A 22,948-nucleotide genomic window follows, 5' to 3' on the forward strand; every position below is an offset into this window, starting at 1 on the left:
AAAAAACACACTACATACTATTGTGTCATGCTTTGTGTATATTGCGCGAATCGACAACTCCGAGCTGCATAATGCGCGAGATCACCTAAATTCGCTGAGACTATTAGAGCAGAAGCAATAGCTTGCGTTATATTTGTAGCTCACATGATGCGTTTGTAACGTTTTTACCGCAAAAAACATTACAAACATCTCATCAATGATGCAAATATAACGAAAATCAGTCAAAAAAACGTTACAAATGCCTCACAAGCGATACAAATATAACAAACAAGAAAAGTACGAGCAATGTAAGCTATATCTTTTATCTTTGAAATACAAAAAAGCCCTCGTAAAATACGAGGGTTATTCGCTGGGGTACCTGGACTCGAACCAAGAATGGATGAACCAGAATCACCTGTGTTGCCAATTACACCATACCCCAATTGGCAGGCTTCGCGGCTCTTGGAACCGTTCCGTCTTTGTACCCCCGACCGGATTTGAACCGGTGTTGGCGCCGTGAGAGGGCGTAGTCCTAGGCCGCTAGACGACGGGGGCTTCATTTATCTGCTACGCCTCTAGACGCAACAAACGTCGACTTTACAACATAACAGCTCAATACGCAACTGCGGCGTGTCGTACCAAACGAAAAATAATCCCCAAATCAGCTACAAAAATGCCCCAATGCAAGCAAAAATCAACAAGCATTGGGGCAAATCGCGTTAAAGCTTAATCATTTTTACAAATGCTCACGCAATCCAGCCAAACGCGCCAAAGTCACGTCTTTACCAACAATTTCCATGGACTCAAACAATGGCGGAGAAACGCGACGACCAGAAAGAGCCACTCGCACAGGTCCAAATGCCAATCGCGGCTTGTAACCAGCTTCCTCAACAAGCTTCTTGTTCAAAAGCTCGTGCAAAGAATCCGTATGCCAATCAGAAGCATCAACACTTTGCAAAGCAGCGAGCGCAGCATCAAGCACATCACCAGCAGATTCCTTAAGCTGCTTACGCGCATCGTCATCTGGCTCAATATAGCCATCTTCGCTCAACAAACTGCCAACCATTCCAGCAACTTCACCAAGCAAACGCACTCGAGGCTGAACAAGAGGAGCAGCAGCGGTGAGCACTTCACGCTCACGGTCAGTTAAGGCATCCCAATTGTCCGCGCTAACTACGCCATCCTTATGCAAATAAGGCACAGAGCGATTTAAGAAGTCTTGCGAATCAAGCATGCGAATATGCTCAGCGTTAATGGAAATTGCTTTATCCAAGTCAAAGTGTGCAGGGTTTGCCTTAACGTCTCGCACATCAAACTTTTCAATCATCTCGTCCATAGTGAACACGTCGCGATCAGGCGCAATAGACCATCCAAGCAAAGCCAAGTAGTTCAGCAAGCCTTCTGGAATAAAGCCGTTATCTCTATGCAAGAACAAGTTGGACTCAGGGTCTCTCTTAGAAAGCTTCTTCTTGCCTTCGCCCATAACGTAAGGCATGTGGCCGTAAAGCGGAGTTTCCTTCGCAATACCCATTTCCATAAGATAACGGTAAAGCACAATCTGACGAGGTGTGGAGCTAAGAATATCCTCACCGCGCAAAACAACGTTCACATCCATTAACGCGTCATCAACAGGGTTCGTAAGCGTGTAAAGCGGATCACCATTCGGGCGCACAATCACATAATCTGGAACAGATCCAGCTTTAAAGGTGATTTCGCCACGAATTAAATCGTTAAAAGTAATGTCTTCATTTGGCATCTTCAAACGAAGTGCAGGCTTGCGACCCTCCTCGCGGAAAGCTTGCTTCTGCTCCTCAGTAAGGTTGCGATCATAACCATCGTAACCAAACTCAGCTGGGCGCCCTGCAGCAATATTGCGCTCTTTAATCTCTTCTGGAGTAGAGAAGGACTCGTAAGCGTATCCTGCATCAAAAAGCTTTTTCGCTACATCCTTATAAATTTCCATACGCTGAGACTGGCGGTAAGGGCCATTTTCTCCGCCAACATCAATGCCTTCGTCCCAATCAATATTGAGCCAACGAAGAGCCTCAATAATCTGCTGGTAGCTTTCCTCGCTATCTCGCTCATTATCTGTATCTTCAATGCGGAAAAGCAATTTACCATGCGTGTGGCGAGCTTCCGCCCAGTTAAACAGCGCTGTACGAACCATGCCAACGTGAGGCGTGCCGGTTGGCGAAGGGCAAAAACGCACACGAACATTCTTTGGAAGTTCAGGCTTTGTGGATTTTGTTGCATTATTAGCAACTTCTTGAGTTTCCTCTGTATCAGTCATAGGTTCCATTGTGCCGCGCGTTACGGACGTGCCTATCTAGTCAAGCGCTTGCGTTGATTCCTTATTACCTTCCACATGCGCAAACTTTGCGGCCAATGCTTCTCTGGACTTTCTATCGTCTTCTTCTTTTGCAAGCTTCTTAGCCTCTTCTGGATCCCAAAGTACGTCTTCCTTATGCTTTAACCATTCACGCTCAAGCAATGGGGCTGCAATTTCAAGTAGCGTGCTCATACTATTTTCGCCATTTTCGCTAGCTTCGCTAGCTTTACCACTTTTTACGCAATCAACAAGCTCACGCCATTGATTATCCTTAAACATCATTCGCGGAACTCCCGCGCACTCACACACTTCGTTAATATATAGGAATATAGGCAAAGTTTCGTAAATGTTGCTTGTTTTTTCAATAAGACTTTTAAGAATAGACAGTATTGCTGTAATTTTTTGCGATTCTACAGAATTAAGTCCGCAAAAATCACACTCTTGTTTTGCGCATCTAAACGCATCTTGCAAGCTATCAACACTCCAATTACCTGCAACGCTTAAAGAATCCGCAGCACCGTTGATTGCGTTAACATCATTAGAAAGATTTGATTCAAGCTTGTTAAAAATAGCGCTAACATCATTCGTGTTATTTTCTAGCTCTTCTTGCGCTTCGCTGTAGTCTGGTTCGTAGCATAAATCCATATCATCGTAAGCGTTTGCAGCAGCCAAAAGCGCGTCAACTATCTCTTGAGGGCGTCCTGGAATTTCGTCTGCACCTTCATACACAAACTCTGCATCTGGAACAGTAACGTCTAAATCTGTAATAATTCGAGCAATAGTGCGAATCGCCCTAACCTCAAGATTTTCAGCATATTTTGCGTCATTATCTAAATGGCGAGCTTCGCTTAAAGGCCACAATTTAGTTAAATCCGCGGCCGACTTTGCAGCAGACTCAAGCAGACTCAAAGCCTGTGAATCCAGCTTTTCTACAGAATCACCCATAATAACGCTCCTTCGCATTAGCTGTAAAAAACAGTTTCTACGCATCTTTTATGCATATTTTAAAGTCTATTGCTTATTATTCCACACGTTCTATTGCACACGCGCCGCAGGATCCACATATGTGATGGAAAGCACATTCATATTTGCGCAATCGTACGTAATCGAAGTAATCGATGCTAAGGCCGTTTTACGCAAAAGCATATTGTGCTCAGCGTGACCTGTTTCTAGCAAATGACGGTAAGACCATATTGGCGATTCGTGCGTTACAGCTACGATTTGCTCTCCTGGGTGATTTTTCACTTGTTCGCACGCAAAATCGCCAACGCGCGCAGCAATACTCTTGTAGGATTCTCCCCAACTTGGCTTCCACAAGTTAGATACAAGTTTCCAATTGTTGTTTTTCCACAAAGCGCCTTCGCCGTAGCCGATTCTTTTCCCTCGAAAATTGTTTTCTGCTTCGATTAGACGATTGTCTAAAATAATCGGGCCAATTTGCAAAGCGCTTGCGATTTGTTGCGCTGTTTCTTGCGTGCGCTCCAAAGGAGACGAGTAAATCGCACTAATTCCGCGCATTTGTGGAACAGTCGCAATGTATTTTGCTGTAGCGCAAGCCATTTTTAAGCCGCGATTAGATAAGTGAAATCCTGGGAGCCTCTCGTAAAGCACGTGATTTGGATTTTCCACTTCCCCGTGGCGCACAAAATGAATAGTCGTAGCTGGCATATTTTCTAAACCTACTTCCAAACCTACTTCCACCCTTTTGGAGTGTGACTTAACGACCATTCACCTAACTTGTGAGCAAAAGTATTGTCTTTAGCGGCATCATAATCAGGTTTTTGCGACTTTGCGTCGTCTAAAAGCCATTTTCTAATAACAAAATTCCACACAGCTACAACAACTGTTGCAATAAGCTTGCCAATGTTTGTGCGAAGCATGTAAATCGCAGTACCACGCAAAGTTTGTGCCATTCCAAGCGTGCTAAGCCAAATAATCGCATCGTTAATAAGCAAACCAATAACTGCAGAAATAATAAAAATCAGCAATTCCATCCAACGAGCCATGTCTTCGCGGTGCTTAAACACGTACTTCATGCTGGCAATATAGTTAAAAATAAGTGAGATTATAAAAGATATTGTTCCAGCAACAACGTTATTAAGATGCACAAGAAGAAGCAGGTTTAGCAATACTACGTCAATAATCAGCGCAATGATTCCTACGATTCCAAACTTAACAACCTGTTCAATAAGTTTTTTCATACATTCAATTAAACACGCGGAGGCTAACAATTCACTATAATTATTGCGTAACACAGGTTTATTATTGCGTAACATATGTTGCGCAGCACAAGTTTATAAACTTAGAAAATTCATAAAATTTAGCAAAGGAGCGATTATGCCAGTTATTCACACTCATGTTTCTGTAAGCACTACACCTGCTCAGCGCGATGCCTTAAAAGCAGCATACGGCAAAGCGATTAGCGCAGTTCCAGGCAAAAGCGAGCATTGGCTTATGTGCCCGTTTGAAGACAATATGCCAATTTATTTTGCTGGAGACAATTCTAAGCCTGCAGCATACGTTGAAGTGAACGTTTTTGGCTCTAGCGTGCCTGGTTCGGCTTGGGAAAAGTTGACAGAGCAGATTATGGCAGCTTTGAATCGCGAGCTTGGCGTACCACAAGATCGCACTTACATTCGTTACACTGCAACAACTGACTGGGGCTGGAACGGCGGCAACTTCTAGTCGCAAGTCGCAAGCCTAAAATCTCAACTCGCAAAAATCGCCATATCGCAGCTCATATGAGCATTAATATGGCGATTATTTATTATTACAACTATCTATACAAATAGTTGTGAATTAGTCACTAAGATTGATTGCCAAAATTAGGCTCGTCAACAGTAGACTTAGCAGATACAGCGAACGCATCCGACTCGTCAAAATCAGCATCGCTTGAAGAATAGCCATCGCTATTAGCAACGCTGCCTTCAAGATCTGGGCCAGCAGCTACGCGAGCCACTTCTTCCATACCTTTGTTGTCACATAAAACCATACGAACATAGCCAACAACAAATCCAACAGCAGCAGGGCAAACCCAAGCCATTCCAAATTCCGAGAACGGCAACCAGTTTTGAGCAACCAACAACATATCGTTCATATGCAATGCGTTGCGCAAAGCGGATGGCAAACTATTTAAAAAGTCAAATACAGCTGCAACACCAGTAAAACCAAGTGTCCAAGCGTACACAACTTTGGAATTTCCAAAAAGTCGACCACACAAAGCCAAAAGAATCAGCACGATTGACAGCGGATACAAGAACATTAATACTGGAACCGCATATTCGATGATTGCGCTCAAACCAAAGTTTGCAAGGCCAAACGAAACAAGCGTAATCAATACAGACCAAACACGATAGCTAGGACCTTTAGGGAATAGCTTAGAGAAAGTTTCCGAACAGCTTACGATTAAGCCAACTGCCGTCTTTAAGCATGCAAGAGTTACAGTTGCAGCAAGCACGAATAAGCCAACGTTTCCAAGATGATAGCGTGCAACTTGCGCCAAAGTCACGCCACCATTTTCCGCAGGTGGGAACAGCGCGCGGCTACGCACACCAACAACAACAATCGCAACGTAAATCAACGCCATAAGCAAGCAGCTAAAGAATCCAGAGCGGGCAGTATTCACTGCCACATCTTTAGGATCTTTTACACCAAACTGACGAATGGTGCTAACAACAACAATTCCAAATGCCAAGCTAGCTAAAGCATCCATTGTGTTGTAGCCATCTAAGAATCCTGTAAAGAATGACTTATTAACATAATTTCCTATAGGAGCAGCATCCGAAGAAGCGCCGCTTATAGGAGAAAATAGTGCAGTAAATACCAAAACCGCTAGGAACACAAGGAAGATTGGCGTAAGAACTTTACCAACCCATGTAAGTATGCCGCTTGGTTTCATAGCAAAGAAGAACGCGAGCGCAAAGAACACTACAGAGAACAAGAACAAGTACAGTTGTCCGTTTCCGTCTTGCGGAATAATTCGCTCCAATCCAACAGTGTATGAAGTTGTTGCACAGCGCGGAATTGCAAAGAACGGGCCGATTGTTAAATAAAGAACGCATGTAAAGAACATGCCGTATTTTTTGCTAGCTTTGCTAGAAAGCTCAAAAAGACCGTTTGCGCGACTCATTGCAAGAGCCGTAACGCCCAACAATGGCAAACCAACGCCAGTAACAATAAAACCGATTGCTGCAGGCGCAGAATTGTTTCCTGCGTTAGCACCAAGGAATACTGGGAAAATAAGGTTTCCAGCGCCAAAGAACATGCCGAACAACATGACCGCCACGTATGCGGATTCAATAATTGTCAAGTTCCTTTTTTTCGGGGCACTGTCTGTGCTGACACTTTGTGTTGTGACGCTCATGCTACACCTCCTATATGGTGAAAAATTGTTTAAGCATATTATTTAACGCATTGAATAACAAAACTGAAACCGAAAAATAATATTAGGGGGTATACTAATCAATCGCATGTACTTAATCGACAAAAATTTGCAATTTCGCGCGTGTCTACTAGTCAAAAATAAAAGGACGCTAGCGTAAAAACTAACGTCCTAAATAAAAAAGCAAATGCACTAAATCACATCTTGTCTGGAGCAGAAACTCCAAGCAAATCAAGGCCAGATGCAATAACTGTGCGAACAGCCTCGTTAAGCTTTAAGCGAGCTGCAGCGCGTGCTGGCTCTGGGCACTTTGCAATGCGCTGAGCTTCGCGCTCTGCTTCTGGCAAACGATTTTCTGGGTCGCTCAACTCCATTGGCACTACGCGCTCAAGGTTGTACCACTTGTGGTAGCTTGCTGCCAAATCTTCAAGATAATGCGCAACTCTGTGTGGAGCACGCAAATCGCCAGCTTGTGCAAGAGCTGCAGGCCATTGCGCCAAAGCAGCCAGCACTTCGCCATCTGCCTCGGTATTAAGCAAGCTTAAATCGGCTCCATCTGCACTGATTCCAGCATCCGCAGCGTTACGAGCCACATTGCAGCTGCGTGCGTGAGCGTATTGCACGTAATACACAGGATTATCGTTGCTGTGGGAAGCAAGCAAATCCAAATCAATATCAACGCTTGTGTTGTAGTCGGTGCGCGCAAGCGAGTAGCGAGAAGCATCAACGCCAATTGCATCAACTAAATCGTCAATCGTAATAACGTTTCCAGCACGCTTACTCATGCGCACAGGCTTACCATCTTTCATAACGTTTACCATCTGACCAATAAGAATCTGCATGTTTTCGCCTGGCTCATCCCCAAAAGCCGCGCACATTGCCATCATTCTGCCAATGTAGCCGTGATGATCCGCGCCGAGCATGTAGATTGCTACGTCCGCAGGATTCTGTTCGCGATGACGCTTGTTGCGATAGTACGCAATATCTGCAGCAAAGTAAGCGTAATTGCCGTCAGACTTAATAATTACGCGATCCTTGTCGTCGCCATGCTTAGTAGATTCAAACCAAGTTGCGCCATCTTTTTCAAAAATGTCTCCGCGAGAACGCAAATCTGCAATAGCGCGCTCAACTTCGCCATCCTCGTACAAGCTGTTTTCGTGGAACCACACGTCGAAGCCAACGCGAAAATCGCGCATTGACTTACGAATTTCAGCAAACATCATTGGCACTGCGCGCTTGCGGAACTCTTCACGCTGCTCAGAGTCGCCCTCGCCAAGCGGCAAACCTTCCTCGTCTTTACCAAGATCAATTCGAGGTAAGGAAAGAACATCAACGCCGTCTGCTTGCGCTTCTTTTATAACAGCATCCGCGATTTCGTTAATATACGCGCCTTTGTATCCGTCTGCAGGCGTTTCTTCGCCGTTAGCTGCAGCAACTAAAGACTTAGCAAAACGGTTGATTTGCTCGCCGTGATCGTTGAAATAGTATTCGCGCACAACTTTTGCGCCGTTCGCTTCCAAAACTCGAGCCATAGAATCACCAACTGCCGCCCAGCGAGTTCCACCAATATGGATTGGACCAGTTGGGTTTGCTGAAACAAACTCAAGATTCAAAGTTTTGCCGCTCAAATGCGTATTCTTGCCAAAATTAGCACCCTGCTTTAATACTTCGTCAACAACAGCCGCTGCAGACGCAGAATCAAGCGTTATATTAATAAAGCCAGGGCCTGCCACTTCTACGCGCGCAATACCTTGCGCTTCTTGCAAACGCTCGGCAAAAAGTTCGGCTAAATCATGAGGCTTCATACCAGCTTTTTTAGCGAGTTGCATAGCAACATTCGTGGCCCAATCGCCGTGTGCGCGATCTTTTGGCCTCATAACTGCGAGTTTTTCGGCAGCTGGAATCAAATCTTCTGTTAGATTGCCAGCTTTACCACTTGCTACTAAATCTTTCGCGATTTTTTCAATTAATTCACTTAAGCTTTCTGGATTCATGGTTTACAGTCTAGCGTTACCGCGCGATGCTTAGTATTTACAACACACAAAAAGCGCTGGAGTCAAAGATTAACTTACAGCGCTTTTGTTTTGCAATTAATCGCGAAGCAGCTTACGATTAGTTACTTCGCGATTAATCATTTTCGATTACTTGCGATTACTTGCGATTACTTCTTTTTTGCAGGAGCTTCACCGAGTTCGCTTTGAGCAACAGAAACGTTTACATTAGTTGCATCAGAATCTGCATCTGCAGACGAAGAATCCGCCGCCGAATCTCCAGCATCCGCAGCCTTAACAGCGTTAAGCTTTACTTCTCCAGTAACGCGTCCCGCTTCCGCAACGTCTCCCAAAGTCTCCTCAACAGCCTTATAAGCATTTTCTGCTACGTTCAAAGTCACTTGCAAAATAGGAGTCTTCATAGAAACCTTTGCTTCAGACTTAATCTTTCGCAAAGTAGCCAAAGCCTCGCCCGCGTAAGCCAAAGTGTCTGCAGAAACACCGTTTGCAGCAGCCTCATATGCCTTAGCACATGGCCAGCTAGAGCGATGCACAGAGCCTTCGCCGTCATGCATCCAACTCCACACTTCTTCCGTAGCATAAGGCAAGTAAGGAGCAAGCAAGCGAGCCAAAGCATCGAGAGCAAGACCAAGAGTTGTGCGAGCAGACTTTACAGCAGCTTCACTTGGAGTACGTCCAGTGGACTCTGCAGTACCATAAGCACGATTCTTTGCAAGCTCAATGTAATCGTCACAGAACTCCCAGAAGAAGGTTTCGATTGCTTCCAAAGCCTTGGAATGCTCGTAAGATTCAAGCGCATCAGTTGCGGTACGAATAACGGATGCGAGCTTTGCCATAACAGAGCGATCCAAGACTTCCGTAACGTTTGCAAAATCCCAATCCGCACTAGCAGACTCAAGAACCTGATGTTCCTCGTTCTCGCGGCCAATTGCGAGCGCAAACTTCGTAGCGTTCAAAAGCTTAATCGCAAGGCGTCGGCCAATCTTCATCTGGCCTTCGTCATAAGTTGCATCCAAGCCGAGTTTTGCTGAAGTTGCCCAGTAGCGCACAGCATCCGCACCAAACTCTTCGATCGGCTTATTTGGCACAACCACGTTGCCCTTAGATTTAGACATCTTCTTGTGGTCTGGGTCCAAAATCCAGCCAGAAAGCGCAGCATGCTTCCAAGGCAAGCAGCCGTTTTCGAGATGCGCGCGATCAACCGTACTAAACAGCCAAGTACGAATAATATCCTGGCCTTGTGGACGCAAATCCATTGGGAAAGTAGCCTTAAACAGAGCTTGATTTTCCTCACCTGGCTCTTCCCAACGAGTCACAATTTGTGGAGTTAAGGAAGATGTAGCCCAAGTGTCCATAATGTCTTGCTCAGCTGTAAAGCCGTTTGGCTGGTCTCGCTGAGATTCATCAAAGCCTTCTGGAACGTCAATAGTTGGGTCGATTGGCAAACGATCTTCGCTAGGCGTCAAAGGATGCTCGTAATCCACTTCCCCATTTTCGTTTACTGGATACCAAAGTGGGAATGGCACACCAAAGAAGCGCTGGCGAGAAATAAGCCAGTCGCCATTCAAGCCGTGAACCCAATTCTCGTAGCGCACGCGCATAAAGTCTGGGTGGAAGTTAAGTTCCTTGCCGCGCTCAATAAGCTCAGCGTTCAGCTTTTCGTCCGTGCCGCCGTTCTTTAAATACCATTGGCGAGAAGTGACGATTTCCAAAGGCTTATCGCCCTTTTCGTAGAAGTTCGTCATACGCTTTGTTGGCTTTGGTTCGCCTTCCATATCTCCAGCTGCTTGCAAAGCTTCAACAACTTCCTTGCGAGCGGAGAACGTGGTTTTGCCGGCAATTTTCTCGAACATTTCACGGCCAGACTCGTCCGTAATCCAATCAGGAGTCGTCATTACAATGCGGCCGTTACGCTGAATAATTGGTCGAGTTGGCAAACTCAAGTCGCGCCACCACTCAACGTCAGTTACGTCACCGAAAGTGCAGCACATTGCAATGCCAGCGCCCTTGTCCATTTGAGCTGCAGGATGCGCCAAAATCGGGACCTTCACCTTAAACAGCGGTGAGTAAACTTCCTGACCAAAGTACTTCTTGTAACGCTCGTCGTCTGGATGCGCGATCAAAGAAGTGCATGCAGCAAGCAATTCTGGGCGCGTAGTTTCAATATAAATTGGCGTACCATCTTCAAAGCGGAACGCAATCTTATGGTAGAAGCCAGGATATTCGCGCGCTTCAAGCTCAGCCTGCGCAACTGCAGTCTGGAATGTAACATCCCACAAGCCTGGAGCGTCTTTCTGATAAGCCTCTCCACGAGCAAGATTGCGCAAGAATGCTTTTTGTGCAACTCGGCGAGGCTGCTCGCCAATAGTGTGATAAGTTTGCGACCAATCAACAGAAAGACCAAGCCTACGCCACAAAGCTTCAAAAAGCTTCTCATCTTGAGAAGTCAAGCGCTCACAAAGCTCAATAAAGTTCTGTCTGCTTACAGGAACCTGATCCTTAGCTTCAATCTTCTTGCCTTCAGTGCCTTCAAAAAGCGGCTTAAAATCAGGGTCATACTTCAACGAAGTATCCACTCGCACACCGTAATAATTCTGCACGCGGCGTTCTGTTGGCAAGCCGTTATCATCCCAACCCATTGGGTAGAAAACGTCAAAACCTTGCATACGCTTATATCGCGCAATCACATCAGTATGCGTGTAAGAAAATACGTGACCAACGTGCAAGTGGCCACTAACGGTTGGAGGTGGAGTATCGATAGAATACACGGCCTTACGGTCGCGAGAATTATGGAATGCGTAAGTCTTAGCTTCGTCCCAATTGCTACGCCACTTGTCTTCAAGACCATCAACGCCAACTTTGTTAGGAAGAGGCGTTAAATGTGCGTGTTTTACTGTGTTATTATCCTGTTCACTCATGAACTGAATATTAGAAACTCAGCGCGACAACGTCAATATTTTTACTAATATTTGTAAAAATTATTCAAATCAACGGTTGCTGGCGACTAATCCCAAACCACACGCACTTATATTCCTGAAATAATCTTGGATTTATTTTACGTTTACATCGTGCAATGGTAAAAGTTGATCAGTCATGTTTGTAGGATACCCACTAACATTAGATTTAGCTACCACAATGCTCTTTCGCGCATACATCCAGTTCGAAACAGCGTAATTATTCAACTCTTTAGCATACTGTTTGACATTTGACTCATATCCTTCTGCATTGGTTGATTTCATTGCCTGTGCAAAATATTTCTGCGACTCATGATCTTGGAACAAATAAGTAGACTTTGTATCTGCATACGCTCCAGAATCCAAAGTGTGATTCATCCATGTGAGTGCTAAGTCATATTTACCATCATGAATTCGCTGTTTCATAGTGTTCTCATCTACTTCTTCGACATTCACACGGAAACCGCCGGTAGCGTTTAACTGAGAACCAAGCGCATTACCAATATTGCTCATTCCAAGAGGTACGAGGAATGTAATTTTACCAAGGTAGGCAGCAGAGAAATATGAGAATAGAGATCGAGCTTTTTGAGGATCGTGTGGATAAGTGCCACTTAAATCCTCGTATCCTGGCGACAATGGAGAAATTGGTCCACGCACAATTTGACCACCAAATGGATCAGCCGATAAAACAGTGTTTATATCCATTGCGTAACTGCTTGCTCTACGAACGTGCTGATCGCAGAAAATAGACGATATTCCAGTGTTATAAGCAATCATTCGTATTCTAGTGCTCTGACCTTCAACAAGTTGAGTATTTGGCATTGACGCCATACGTTTGTTTTCATTGCCATCAAGAGGAACTGCCATTTGAATATCGCCATTCTGCATGGCATTTGCTAAAGATGTATCGTCATTAAAGTATTTAAGAGTTATGCTAGCGCAGCCAGATGCTGTACCCCAATATTTGTCGTTTCTCACAAGAACAAGGTCTGAACCTTTACTATAGCCGTTAACTTTAAAAGGTCCTGTTCCCATAGCGTCTGAAGCGTAGTTTAATGAAGCGCGAGTGTCATATACAATTCCAGCTCTACCTGCTAATCTTCGCAGCAGTAATGGATCTGGCATTTTTAATGAAATGTTTAGAATATCAGGTCCTGAGTTAGATACGCTTGTAATATTCGTCAACTTTTCATAGCCTGGATAGCTTTTTGTAATACCTTGTTGAAGTGATTGCAGTACGGAGCCAGAGTCCATTACGTCTCCATTTGCAAACTTCACGCCTGAACGAATCCTAAACTTATAATTCAAACCGTCGGAAGATACGCTCCAAGACTGAGCAAGACCTGGTTTTAAAGCATTATTGCCGTCTCGTTTAATAAGCGTTTCATAAACGTTTTCAATAAGAGCTTGTTGCAGTGAATCACTGTCGTCAGTCCTAATATCTAAGGATGCTGGGGCTGTACGCAAGCCTATTTTTAAAACTGAGCCTGATGCTGGAACAATACTTTCTGGAACTATTGATCTTCCATCTAAAAATCGCCATCCACCCCATGCAACAACAGACATAATGGCAATTAAGACTATAAAAATAACCCACGAGGACACGCCTTTTTTAGCTTTTTTTGCATAACGTGCTTTTCTCATATGTGATCCAGATGAGTATCTTTCAAATTCAGACATAGCCAACAGTGTATATCATCGATTGAATCATACGTAGAATTTATGCAGAAAATAATCTAAAAATACCCTAAGAATATTCTAAAAGTTAATTATATGAGATATTAGAAAAATCCGTTACGACAACCACAACGCAGCTACGACAAAATCCACGACAAAATCCACGACAAAACCTACAACATAACTACAACATAACTACAACATAACTACAACATAACTACAACATAACTACAACATAGCTACAACGAAACAGATGGGCACAGAAATCTTAGAGGGCAGTCAGCACAATGCGGATTCCTAGCTGTACATATTTTTCTACCATGAAGAATAAGGCGGTGAGACAAATTAGTCCATTCTTCTGGCGGAAAATAAGATGTAATTTCACGCTCAACTTTTATAGGATCTGACTTAGCGATTTTCCAATCGCTTCTCCATCTAAGCCTTGACGTCACACGCATAACGTGGGTATCTACTGGAAACCCTGGGATACCAAAAGCATTGCCCAATACAACGTTTGCTGTTTTTCTTCCTACACCTGGAAGTTTTGTAAGATCATCCATATTATTTGGAACTACACCATTGAAATCGTCCATAAGTTTTTGCGAAAGCTCTATAATATGCTGCGATTTTACTCTATAAAATCCAAGTTGATGGATGATCTCTTGTACATTATATATTGGTGCGCGCGCTAAATCTTTTGGCGTAGGATAAGTTCTAAAAAGTTGTTCCGTTACAATATTTACACGTCTATCAGTGGTTTGTGCGCTAAGAACAGTGGCTATTAGTAGTTCAAATGGATTTGTAAAATTTAATGCACACTTTGGATTCGGTATTTCTTCGCATAAAATCCTATACTCTTCGCTCATCCTAGCGATTTTTTTAGATTTTCTAGAATTGGAAGATGATTCTTGACTACTATTCACGCTTTGTAATTTAACCAATATAATAAACCACTAATCCGCTACAGGAATTCTAGTCGGAAGCCGCCGACGAATCACTATTATCAGAATCTGTAGAATCTACAACTTCATCCTGAGACTCTAAAGGATCGAAACGATACCCAACATTCCTAACCGTTCCAATAACGTGCTCATATTCAACGCCTAATTTCGCGCGTAACCTACGAATGTGAACATCCACTGTACGAGTTCCACCGTAATAATCGTAACCCCAAACCTCTTGAAGTAGGTGAGCACGAGTGAATACTCGCCGAGGATGCTGAACAAAGTATTTAAGAAGCTCAAATTCTTTATACGCTAAATCAATAGGCTTTCCGTGCAAGCTAACTGTGTAACTCTGCGTATCTACGACTAAATCCCCAGAGCACATTTGACCGCTACTGTTAATTTCCACGCTACCAGAATCAGCTACATGTTCTTTAGAAGTAGATTCAGCCGACCCACCTCGTTGAGAAGCTAGTCTAAGTCTACCTTCTACTTCGGCTGGTGAAGCGGTTGTCAGCATAACATCGCTAACACCCCAAGATGCATTAACAACTGTGAATCCGCCTTCTGTAAGAATTAAGATAACAGACATTGTTAAATTAGAAGCACGAACAATAGAGCATAAAGATTTAGCCAAAGACAAATCTTCTCTAGCATCTACAAGAAGAATAGTGTTTTCTGGCATCTTAAGCATACTAGACGGTTCCATTGGGAGCACTCGCACTCTATGCGAAAGTAGAGTCAAAGATGGCAAAACTTTTGCAGGCGCGGCACAAGAGGTCATCAATGTAATATCCGTCATATTGATACCTCCAGAACGCATAGAATTGAATAACAAATTCAAAATCAAGCTGTTAAAAGAGAATTGTAATCCATACTTAAGATACTTAATAAGAATCGAAGCATGCAAGTGTACGCTTACATATAAAATAAGTTAATACGGCTAAACAATTTATTAAAATTATCTTATAAAACGCGATAGGAGCGTAATATGAGCAACGATAACATCGCACATAATGCAATGCATAATCACATTACGATTGTTGTAACTCAATTCGTTGCTATAGCTCTTTTAGCAATTGCAGCCATTCTGCCAATAGCCACAGCAAAAGCCGTTATAACCGTTTGCGTGATTATTCTTCTGGCTCTAGTTACTTTCTGGCCACTACAAGGTTCTACAGCAGATAAAGCTATTCCGCTTTTTGCCGGAATCGCATCCATGTGGTGCGCGGCATTAGCTTTAAAAGGTTGGCTTCCTAACAGCGTAATAGATAATACAGAAGTTAGTATGGATAAGTTCATTGCAGCTATTCACCCATATGAACGTTGGGCTGTTAGCTTTGCTCTAATTCTTGTTGCTGCAACTTTTGTTAGCTTTGGTCGTCAAATGCTTAGGGAAGAGAGATCTAATCTGGTAAGAAATATTTCACATTCTCTTACAGCAAGTATCGCTTGTGCAGCTCTTCCAGGATGGCTTTTTTTGCCTTCGATTATTCGTTTCACATTCTCCGTGCGTATTCTAGAACTTGGCGTACTGGTAGCAGTATTGGGTTTGCTTGCCGTGATTGTTCTAGCTGGGCTTTCTCATCTTTGGGTTAAAGATGCAAAATACAATACTGACATGCTTTTGCCACAAGTTGGTACTGCTTTGATTCCCGTAATGATGGGCGGAATGGTTGTTTACGCAACTGGTTTAGGAATGCTACTAATCGCTTAAATTTTTTAGAATAAAAAAGTGTCTAACACATAAAAATGTGTTAGACACTAGCAAACGCGTTTCTAAAACGCTCGGAAGATTCGCGACTAATCTCGAAAACTACTTTTCGCTTTCTTCAAGACGCTTGCGAGCTGCGACAATTTCCTTTTCAGCCTGCTCAACTCCAGCCCAGAAGTCACCAGGAAGAACTTCCTTACCTGGCTCCAAAGCCTTGTACTGCTCGAAGAAGTGCTTGATTTCAGCCTTGTGATACTCATTCACGTCATCAATATCCTTGATGTCGTCGAAACGAACATCTGCTGGAACGCACAAAACCTTATCGTCTCCGCCAGCTTCGTCAACCATGTGATACAAGCCAACAGCGCGGCACTCAACAACGCATCCTGGGAACACAGAGTTTGGAATCATAACAAGAGCATCGAGTGGATCGCCATCTTCGCCCAAAGTTCCATCAATGTAACCGTAATCATCTGGATAACCCATAGCTGTGAAAAGGGTACGATCCAAGAAAACGCGACCAGTTTCGTGATCAACTTCATACTTATTCTTGGATCCGCGTGGGATTTCTACCACAACATTGAATGTTTCTGCCATGTTTACTCCTTAATGCGTAAAATAATGCGTAAAACACACTGTTTATCAATCTAACGTTTATACACCTAAATTAGACTGTTCAGTCTAACTCTAGCGCGCAGCAAAGAGCACGTAAAACGCGTTGTATAACATTGGCATTTTAGCAAACAAAAGTCGAAAGCAACCGCACTAAAAAATAGCAGAGAAAAATCTTAATAAAAACGAATAATTACCTTGAAAAATATTTAAATCCATATTAAAAAATTTCATAAAACTTGCAAAAAACATAAGAAAAATCAAGGAAAAACTAGGGAAAAACTAAGACACGCTATAACTAACTACAGTGTCTTAATACGTAGATAATATGACTACGTTTTGGGCGATGTTAGTCATAAAACAATTCATACCCACATAATGTCCACAACCAAAATTAAACCACGTATTAGCAAGTTGCAGGCAAAATGACAGAGATAAACAACGCAGCTAACACTACAAGCAAACGCAACGCTGCAATAGATGGCATGCGTGCTATTGCTGTTATTGCGATTGTAGCGTTCCACCTACGTCCAATAGTACTTCCAGGAGGATTCTTGGGAGTAACAATGTTTCTTGTTATGGCTGGATACTTCAGCACTGTATCTCTGCTAAAAATGTTTGAAACATCAAATGCGCAAAAGTCGCCAGCAACCAGCGAACAAACCAAAACACCGGTAAAGTCTAAAATATTCGCCTACTTAAAATACTTGTTTAAACGCGTAAAACGAATTTGGCCGTCTACTATAGGGATTATTGCTCTGAGCGCCCCACTAATGTGGCTATTTTCACCAAGTCTTTTAACAAAACTACAATCTGACGCACTAACAGGCGCTAGCTTTACAAGCAATATGGCGTATATTTTACGAAAAGTATCTTACTTTGAACAATCAGGACTACCATCCCCAATAAAACACCTTTGGTATTTGGGACTTATTATGCAAATCTTTGTATTTTGGCCGATTATACTATGGGCGATTCTTAAAATTGTGCACTCTAAATTTGTAAGAATGTGCGTTACGGCGATTCTTATGATTGCATGTTCGTTGGCAAACCTAGCAATTACGATTTTTTATGGAGATGGCCAAACCATTGCGCGCGTGTATTACTCTATTGACACTCGAGCTGGAGAATTCTTAATTGGTGCATTACTAGCAATGTATTGCACATGGTTTAACGAACGTTCCATTATCAAAATTATTGCAGATGCTTGTAAATATATTGTTGGAAACAAAAGCAAAAAAACACAAATCGAAAAAATAGAGGATTCATCAGAGATAGAAGCGCAAAATACACAAAATACGCAAAATAAAAGCCAATCCTCAGAAGCCTCGATACCAGACGATTTACTAGCAGGATTGCAAGTAAACATGATGGAATCTGATAAAGATGGCGAATATGACGAATCCGATGAATCTAATAATGAAATTGCTGGGGAAAAGTGGCAACAAACCAACGAATCAGAAAACACTGATAAAGTAAAAACTGATCTAAAAAATAAATCAGAATCTGGTAAATTCGCAAAAATAGCAAAAACTCTTCAAAAACCTCTAAGCACACTACAAAAATCGATTATAGGATTGGCTGCGTTAATTTTTATTCTATGGTGCTTAGTGAAAGAAGACGGTTCAAAAACCTGGATTGTTTACGGCGGATACACGATATTCGCAATAGTTTGCGCGATTTTAATGTGGTCCTGCCTACAGAAAAATAGTATTTGCACTAAAATACTTGAAATTGCTCCACTGAAATATATAGGTCTAAGATCTTTTGCGATTTACATAGTCCACTTCCCTATTCTAGAAATACTAAACCCTGCTACAAGAACCACACAGATAACTCTTTGGGAACAGGCAGGGCAATGCGTAATAGTTATTATTGCAGCAGAGGTTTTTTACAGAATGTTCGAGATGCCTCTTGCAAATAAGCATATAACCTTTAGTATTATCCAGAAAGACGATATTATCTCGGATGATATAGACGCGAAAAACCCTGATTTATCTTCAGATACTTTAAACGTTAAAAGTAAGAATATAAGATTGCCGTTTGTTTTAAGAAGAACGGTAATAGTGATTTGTGCAATAGTTGGGCTAGCAATAATTGCAGCGCCAGTTAACTGGAATAGTATTGCGCAAGCGCGAGCTATACAATTAAGACCAGAATTAAACGCGCAAGACGCGAATACTCAAAACAAAACTGCACAAAACAAAACTGCACAAGAAAAAAATTCCGCTAATACGAAGAAAAAAACAGGCGGAAAGCGCGAGAATATAGAAAAACAAACGCTTCCAACAAAACCATCTGACCATAGGATTCTCAACCCGATTGCAGAAAAAGTGCCAGAAAACATAAATACAAAACCATGGAAAATAGACTCAAAACGCAATGTTTGCACTGCAGACATAACAATGGTTGGAGATTCCGTAACAGAAGGCGCAAAACCATACCTTATGCAAGCATTACCAAACGCTTGGATTGACGGAAAAGTGAGCAGACAAATATTCCACGGAGCGGAAGATTATCAGCAAGATTTAGTTGGGAAACACCCTGGAAGCGTTGTAATCTATGAGCTTGGAACAAACGGACCTCCTAGAGACGAATCTGTTTTGCAAAATATGGTAAATGTTACAGGCGGCAAACCAGTGTATTTTGTAACAACCCGTGTTCCACAGCCTTGGCAAGACGAAACAAACGCAAGACTGCGCGCTTTTGCAGCGAAACGCAAAAACGTTGGAATAATAGACTGGTATGGTTTAAGCGCAGGACACTCCGAATTCTTAACAGACGATGGAATACATTTGACTCCTATTGGAGGTCCACAATACGCGCAAATGATAAGACTAGCCGTGTGCGGAGGATGATTTACTGGTAAATCCTAGTGAGAATCATGGTAAGTCCTGCGCAGCAAATCAAGTCGAAACATTACGATGGTATACATGACTGAATTAAGAACCACAATATGCTCGACTGCGCATAGCGAAGAAACAACAGCTTGGAAAAATCCGCTACGCGATCCACGAGACTTGCGTTTGGCTCGTATTGCAGGACCATGTAGTTTAGTAATATTCGGAATTACTGGCGATTTAGCGCGCAAAAAACTTATGCCAGCCGTATACGATTTGGCAAATCGAGGGCTTTTGCCACCTGGATTTGGTTTAACGGGCTTCGCAAGACGCGACTGGACAGATGAACATTTTGTAAACTTTGTGCGTGAAAATATTCAACAACATTGCCGCACACCATTTCGTGAATCAACATGGATTAACCTTGCTAAAGGCATACGTTTTGTTCGCGGAACATTCGACGACGCAAGCGCATTTGAGCGCTTAAGCAAAACCGTAAGCGAATTAGACAGAGATCGCGGAACTCGCGGAAATCACGCGTTTTACATGTCGGTTCCGCCTTCTAGCTTCCCTGTTGTGGCACAGCAGTTAGCAGCATCGGGGCTTTCACATTCCTCCGAAAACGCGTGGAGACGAGTGATAATAGAAAAACCTTTTGGTCACGATTTAACAAGCGCACAAGAGTTGGATCGCGTAGTTTCCGAGGTTTTTGACCCTAATTCCGTGTTCCGCATAGACCACTATTTAGGCAAAGAAACTGTGCAAAATTTGCTGGCTTTTCGTTTTGCAAATGCAATGTATGAGCCAATTTGGAACGCTAATTATGTTGACCACGTGCAGATTACTATGGCAGAAGATATTGGCATAGGCGGCAGAGCTGGATATTATGATGGGATTGGAGCAGCCAGAGATGTTATTCAAAATCATCTGCTGCAACTAATGGCTCTTACTGCTATGGAAGAGCCAGTAAGTTTTAGTGCTAGTGACTTGACGGCTGAAAAAACTAAGGTCTTGTCTGCTATACGCTTGCCTAAAGATTTAGCAACAAATACTGCGAGAGGTCAATACGCAGAAGGTTGGCAAGGATCGTATAAAGCCGTTGGATATTTGCAAGAGCAAGGAATTAGCCCGGATAGCACTACGGAAACATACGCTGCCGTGCGTTTAGACGTAGACACTCGTCGCTGGGCTGGAGTTCCGTTCTATTTGCGAACCGGAAAGCGCTTAGGAAAGCGCGTTACAGAGATTGCCGTGATTTTTAAGCGCGCTCCACACTTGCCTTTTGAGTCCACTGCTGTGCGCGAACTTGGTAGTAATGCGATTGTGATTCGCGTTCAGCCAGATGAAGGCGTAACAATGCGATTTGGCGCAAAAGTGCCAGGCGGAACATCTATGGAAGTTCGCGATGTTTCTATGGACTTTAGTTATGGAAGATCTTTTACAGAAAACTCTCCAGAAGCCTACGAGCGCCTTATTCTAGACGTTTTACTTGGCGAGCCACCGCTTTTCCCAACTACACAAGAAGTTGATTTAAGTTGGAAAATCTTAGATCCTATTGAAGATTTTTGGAGTTCGCTTGGTACACAGCCTCAGCCATACCGTGCTGGAACGTGGGGTCCAGCGGAAGCTGACGCTATGCTTGCTCGCGATAATCGCCATTGGAGGCTGCCATGATTATTAATCTTCCTAACACAAACACGTCTAAAATCTCTGCAAAAATCGACGAGCTTCACGAAGAGCGTGGAGAATCTGCAACTGGACGCGTGCTAACTCTTCTTATTGACACCACTCTTAAAGATCTTGAAAACGCACTGGGAGCAGCAAATGCAGCTAGTCGCGAACACCCTTGTAGAGTTATTGCCATTGTTCGCGAATCACAAGTCAATATAGCAGATTCACGAAGCGAAGAAACGCCAAACTTAGACGCGCAAGTACGCTTTGGCGCAGATGCTGGAGCTGGGGAAATCATTATTCTCTATCCTCATAATGGCTTAGTTCGACATCCAGATACGCTTGTTATTCCTCTGCTTGTTCCAGACGCGCCGATTGTTGCGTGGTGGCCTACAAATGCACCAGAAAATCCTGCTAAGGACTTGCTTGGAACTATGGCAAGTAGCAGAATCACTGATGCTCAAAATGCGGACAATACCCTTGAAACTGTGAAAAATTTGCGCAAAAACTGGTCTTCTAAAGATGTTGATCTTTCTTGGACTCGTCTTACTCCTTGGCGTGCAATGCTAGCTTCTATGCTTGATCAGCCTCCGCATTTACCTGTTATTAGTGCTAAGGTTAGCGGTCCAAAGCATTATGTTCCGATGCATTTGCTCGCACAATGGCTAAAAATATCGCTTAATGTTCCTGTTGAAATTGTTGAGGATTCGAGCGCGCATGCAATTACGGAGGTAAGTCTTAAAAGACAAGATGGCGTGCTTTCTTTGACTCGTCCTTCTGGAGAAGAACAAGCAATGATAAGTCTTCCAGGACAAGCAACACAGCCAATTGCAATGCCAATTAGATCTTTAGAAGATTGCTTGAGTGAGGAGTTGCGTAGAATCGATCCAGATGAGATCTATGCTCAACTTGTTCACGCAGATTGTTGCACAATGCAAGATAACGAACTTTAATACAACGGGTAAAAAATAATAAAAGGATTCATTATGGCTGAAGATTTTAGATTTGCGCATAACGCAACAGTGTACGGCTACGATAATCAAGATATTCTAGCTGCTGTTGCTGCGCAAAAACTTGTGACTTTGATTATGCAATGGCAAAACAATGTTGAAAATCTTAATAAGCCATTCCATCTTTTGCTAACAGGTGGAACAGATTCTATTCGCATGTTTCAAATGTTAGCTAGCAACCCATTGCTTCCAGCAATCAACTGGTCCAATGTTCATATTTGGTGGGCAGATGAACGTTTTGTAGCTTATAACAGCGACGATCGCAATGCGCTCAAGGCTCGCGAGCTACTTCTTAATATGCTTAGCGATCACAAAGTTTTGCAGGAGTCTCATATTCACGAAATGCCTGCAGATGATCGCAATGCGCAAGAAGTGGCAAATGCTAGCGATGCTGAAAACAATGCGATTTTAGACGCAGCAGCACGCGATTACGAAGAAGAAATTATAGGCTTACTAGGCAAAGAGCCTGTGTTTGATTTGGCAATTCTTGGCATGGGACCAGACGCACATATGGCTTCACTTTTCCCAGGATTGCCGCAAATTCATAATCGCGATCGCATAGTTTTAGGCGTGAATCACTCCCCTAAGCAACCGCCAATGAGATTAACTCTTAGCGCACCCGTGCTGGCTCATAGCCGCCGCACTTGGTTCTTAACGGCTGGAGAGCAAAAAGGAAAAGCTTTAATGAACGCGCTTTCTTCGGATAATAACCCAGATTATCCTGCGTCTTTTGCCAACGGCACGGAAGAAATCGCATGGCTAACCACCGCAGAAACTTTGCACGCTGCAATTCAGTAATCTGCATAATATTCAGCAAGTCAAAAA

17 protein-coding genes and 2 tRNA genes are annotated in these 22,948 nt (G+C 43.1%); 6 read left to right on the forward strand and 13 right to left on the reverse strand.

All coding sequences use genetic code 11. The features are described 5' to 3' along the window. Positions 1-349 precede the first annotated feature (349 nt). From HXT19_RS05760 to HXT19_RS05785, 6 genes are all read right to left on the reverse strand, one after another. Positions 350-421, reverse strand: a tRNA-Gln gene (locus HXT19_RS05760). Positions 422-461: 40 nt separating this feature from the next. Further along, positions 462-534 (reverse strand) — tRNA-Glu (locus tag HXT19_RS05765). A gap of 181 nt (positions 535-715) precedes the next feature. Beyond that, entirely contained in the window at positions 716-2,278 is a 1,563-nt protein-coding gene (gene gltX / locus HXT19_RS05770) for a glutamate--tRNA ligase (protein ID WP_004116095.1), read from the reverse strand. Between the two features lie 27 nt (positions 2,279-2,305). Beyond that, on the reverse strand, positions 2,306-3,253 hold the full coding sequence (locus tag HXT19_RS05775; protein ID WP_116437017.1) for a hypothetical protein: 948 nt from the start codon (positions 3,251-3,253) through the stop codon (positions 2,306-2,308). A 90-nt stretch (positions 3,254-3,343) separates the two neighbouring features. After that, the gene (locus tag HXT19_RS05780; protein ID WP_009994640.1) at positions 3,344-3,976 is read right to left on the reverse strand and encodes a histidine phosphatase family protein; all 633 of its coding nucleotides are present in this window, start codon (positions 3,974-3,976) and stop codon (positions 3,344-3,346) included. Positions 3,977-3,999: 23 nt separating this feature from the next. Further along, positions 4,000-4,509, reverse strand: coding sequence for a GtrA family protein (locus HXT19_RS05785; RefSeq protein ID WP_162860821.1), 510 nt, complete (start codon positions 4,507-4,509; stop codon positions 4,000-4,002). A 136-nt stretch (positions 4,510-4,645) separates the two neighbouring features. On the opposite strand from HXT19_RS05785, the gene HXT19_RS05790 reads away from it, so the two are divergent. Beyond that, entirely contained in the window at positions 4,646-4,993 is a 348-nt protein-coding gene (locus HXT19_RS05790; RefSeq protein WP_004114298.1) for a phenylpyruvate tautomerase MIF-related protein, read from the forward strand. Between the two features lie 121 nt (positions 4,994-5,114). Here the strand turns inward: HXT19_RS05790 and brnQ are convergent, their stop codons facing one another. The 6 genes from brnQ to HXT19_RS05820 all read right to left on the reverse strand — a co-directional run bounded on the left by brnQ (position 5,115) and on the right by HXT19_RS05820 (position 15,078). Further along, complete coding sequence (brnQ, locus tag HXT19_RS05795; protein WP_020760228.1) at positions 5,115-6,671, reverse strand: branched-chain amino acid transport system II carrier protein; 1,557 nt, start codon at positions 6,669-6,671, stop codon at positions 5,115-5,117. A 215-nt stretch (positions 6,672-6,886) separates the two neighbouring features. Further along, on the reverse strand, positions 6,887-8,683 hold the full coding sequence (gene argS / locus HXT19_RS05800; protein ID WP_422119668.1) for an arginine--tRNA ligase: 1,797 nt from the start codon (positions 8,681-8,683) through the stop codon (positions 6,887-6,889). 167 nt (positions 8,684-8,850) lie between these two features. Next, a complete protein-coding gene (gene valS / locus HXT19_RS05805; RefSeq protein ID WP_422119669.1) occupies positions 8,851-11,619 on the reverse strand; it encodes a valine--tRNA ligase in 2,769 nt (922 codons plus the stop codon). Positions 11,620-11,751: 132 nt separating this feature from the next. Beyond that, the gene (locus tag HXT19_RS05810; protein WP_004138612.1) at positions 11,752-13,299 is read right to left on the reverse strand and encodes an ABC transporter substrate-binding protein; all 1,548 of its coding nucleotides are present in this window, start codon (positions 13,297-13,299) and stop codon (positions 11,752-11,754) included. A gap of 272 nt (positions 13,300-13,571) precedes the next feature. After that, a complete protein-coding gene (nth, locus tag HXT19_RS05815) occupies positions 13,572-14,273 on the reverse strand; it encodes an endonuclease III (RefSeq protein WP_180947123.1) in 702 nt (233 codons plus the stop codon). 31 nt (positions 14,274-14,304) lie between these two features. Then, on the reverse strand, positions 14,305-15,078 hold the full coding sequence (locus HXT19_RS05820) for a response regulator transcription factor (RefSeq protein ID WP_180947124.1): 774 nt from the start codon (positions 15,076-15,078) through the stop codon (positions 14,305-14,307). A gap of 189 nt (positions 15,079-15,267) precedes the next feature. Here HXT19_RS05820 and HXT19_RS05825 point away from each other — a divergent pair, with 189 nt between their 5' ends. After that, entirely contained in the window at positions 15,268-15,993 is a 726-nt protein-coding gene (locus tag HXT19_RS05825; RefSeq protein ID WP_004116120.1) for a beta-carotene 15,15'-monooxygenase, read from the forward strand. 99 nt (positions 15,994-16,092) lie between these two features. On the opposite strand, the gene HXT19_RS05830 is transcribed toward HXT19_RS05825, so the two are convergent. Then, positions 16,093-16,587 carry an inorganic diphosphatase gene (locus HXT19_RS05830; RefSeq protein ID WP_004105658.1) on the reverse strand — a complete coding sequence of 165 codons (495 nt, stop codon included), beginning with the start codon at positions 16,585-16,587 and terminating at the stop codon, positions 16,093-16,095. A gap of 440 nt (positions 16,588-17,027) precedes the next feature. Between HXT19_RS05830 and HXT19_RS05835 the strand changes: the two genes are divergently transcribed. The 4 genes from HXT19_RS05835 to pgl all read left to right on the forward strand — a co-directional run bounded on the left by HXT19_RS05835 (position 17,028) and on the right by pgl (position 22,921). Continuing rightward, positions 17,028-19,460, forward strand: a complete 2,433-nt coding sequence (locus HXT19_RS05835; protein WP_101887726.1) for an acyltransferase family protein — start codon at positions 17,028-17,030, stop codon at positions 19,458-19,460. Between the two features lie 75 nt (positions 19,461-19,535). Then, the gene (zwf, locus tag HXT19_RS05840; protein WP_373271619.1) at positions 19,536-21,116 is read left to right on the forward strand and encodes a glucose-6-phosphate dehydrogenase; all 1,581 of its coding nucleotides are present in this window, start codon (positions 19,536-19,538) and stop codon (positions 21,114-21,116) included. Then, a complete protein-coding gene (locus HXT19_RS05845) occupies positions 21,113-22,066 on the forward strand; it encodes a glucose-6-phosphate dehydrogenase assembly protein OpcA (RefSeq protein ID WP_004116131.1) in 954 nt (317 codons plus the stop codon). The genes zwf and HXT19_RS05845 overlap by 4 nt, the downstream gene beginning before the upstream one ends. A gap of 33 nt (positions 22,067-22,099) precedes the next feature. Further along, positions 22,100-22,921 (forward strand): 6-phosphogluconolactonase, encoded by an 822-nt coding sequence (gene pgl, locus HXT19_RS05850; protein WP_004138753.1) that lies wholly within the window; start codon positions 22,100-22,102, stop codon positions 22,919-22,921. Positions 22,922-22,948: the final 27 nt, after the last annotated feature.

This window comes from Gardnerella sp. DNF00038, from assembly GCF_049262855.1.
GTDB lineage: Bacteria > Actinomycetota > Actinomycetes > Actinomycetales > Bifidobacteriaceae > Bifidobacterium > Bifidobacterium vaginale.

Coding starts and splice junctions, on each gene's coding strand:
- gltX (WP_004116095.1), bottom strand. CDS start 2,278: ATGGAACCTATGACTGATACAGAGGAAACTCAAGAAGTTGCTAATAAT.
- HXT19_RS05775 (WP_116437017.1), bottom strand. CDS start 3,253: ATGGGTGATTCTGTAGAAAAGCTGGATTCACAGGCTTTGAGTCTGCTT.
- HXT19_RS05780 (WP_009994640.1), bottom strand. CDS start 3,976: ATGCCAGCTACGACTATTCATTTTGTGCGCCACGGGGAAGTGGAAAAT.
- HXT19_RS05785 (WP_162860821.1), bottom strand. CDS start 4,509: ATGAAAAAACTTATTGAACAGGTTGTTAAGTTTGGAATCGTAGGAATC.
- HXT19_RS05790 (WP_004114298.1), top strand. CDS start 4,646: ATGCCAGTTATTCACACTCATGTTTCTGTAAGCACTACACCTGCTCAG.
- brnQ (WP_020760228.1), bottom strand. CDS start 6,671: ATGAGCGTCACAACACAAAGTGTCAGCACAGACAGTGCCCCGAAAAAA.
- argS (WP_422119668.1), bottom strand. CDS start 8,683: ATGAATCCAGAAAGCTTAAGTGAATTAATTGAAAAAATCGCGAAAGAT.
- valS (WP_422119669.1), bottom strand. CDS start 11,619: ATGAGTGAACAGGATAATAACACAGTAAAACACGCACATTTAACGCCT.
- HXT19_RS05810 (WP_004138612.1), bottom strand. CDS start 13,299: ATGAGAAAAGCACGTTATGCAAAAAAAGCTAAAAAAGGCGTGTCCTCG.
- HXT19_RS05820 (WP_180947124.1), bottom strand. CDS start 15,078: ATGACGGATATTACATTGATGACCTCTTGTGCCGCGCCTGCAAAAGTT.
- HXT19_RS05825 (WP_004116120.1), top strand. CDS start 15,268: ATGAGCAACGATAACATCGCACATAATGCAATGCATAATCACATTACG.
- HXT19_RS05830 (WP_004105658.1), bottom strand. CDS start 16,587: ATGGCAGAAACATTCAATGTTGTGGTAGAAATCCCACGCGGATCCAAG.
- HXT19_RS05835 (WP_101887726.1), top strand. CDS start 17,028: ATGACAGAGATAAACAACGCAGCTAACACTACAAGCAAACGCAACGCT.
- zwf (WP_373271619.1), top strand. CDS start 19,536: ATGACTGAATTAAGAACCACAATATGCTCGACTGCGCATAGCGAAGAA.
- HXT19_RS05845 (WP_004116131.1), top strand. CDS start 21,113: ATGATTATTAATCTTCCTAACACAAACACGTCTAAAATCTCTGCAAAA.
- pgl (WP_004138753.1), top strand. CDS start 22,100: ATGGCTGAAGATTTTAGATTTGCGCATAACGCAACAGTGTACGGCTAC.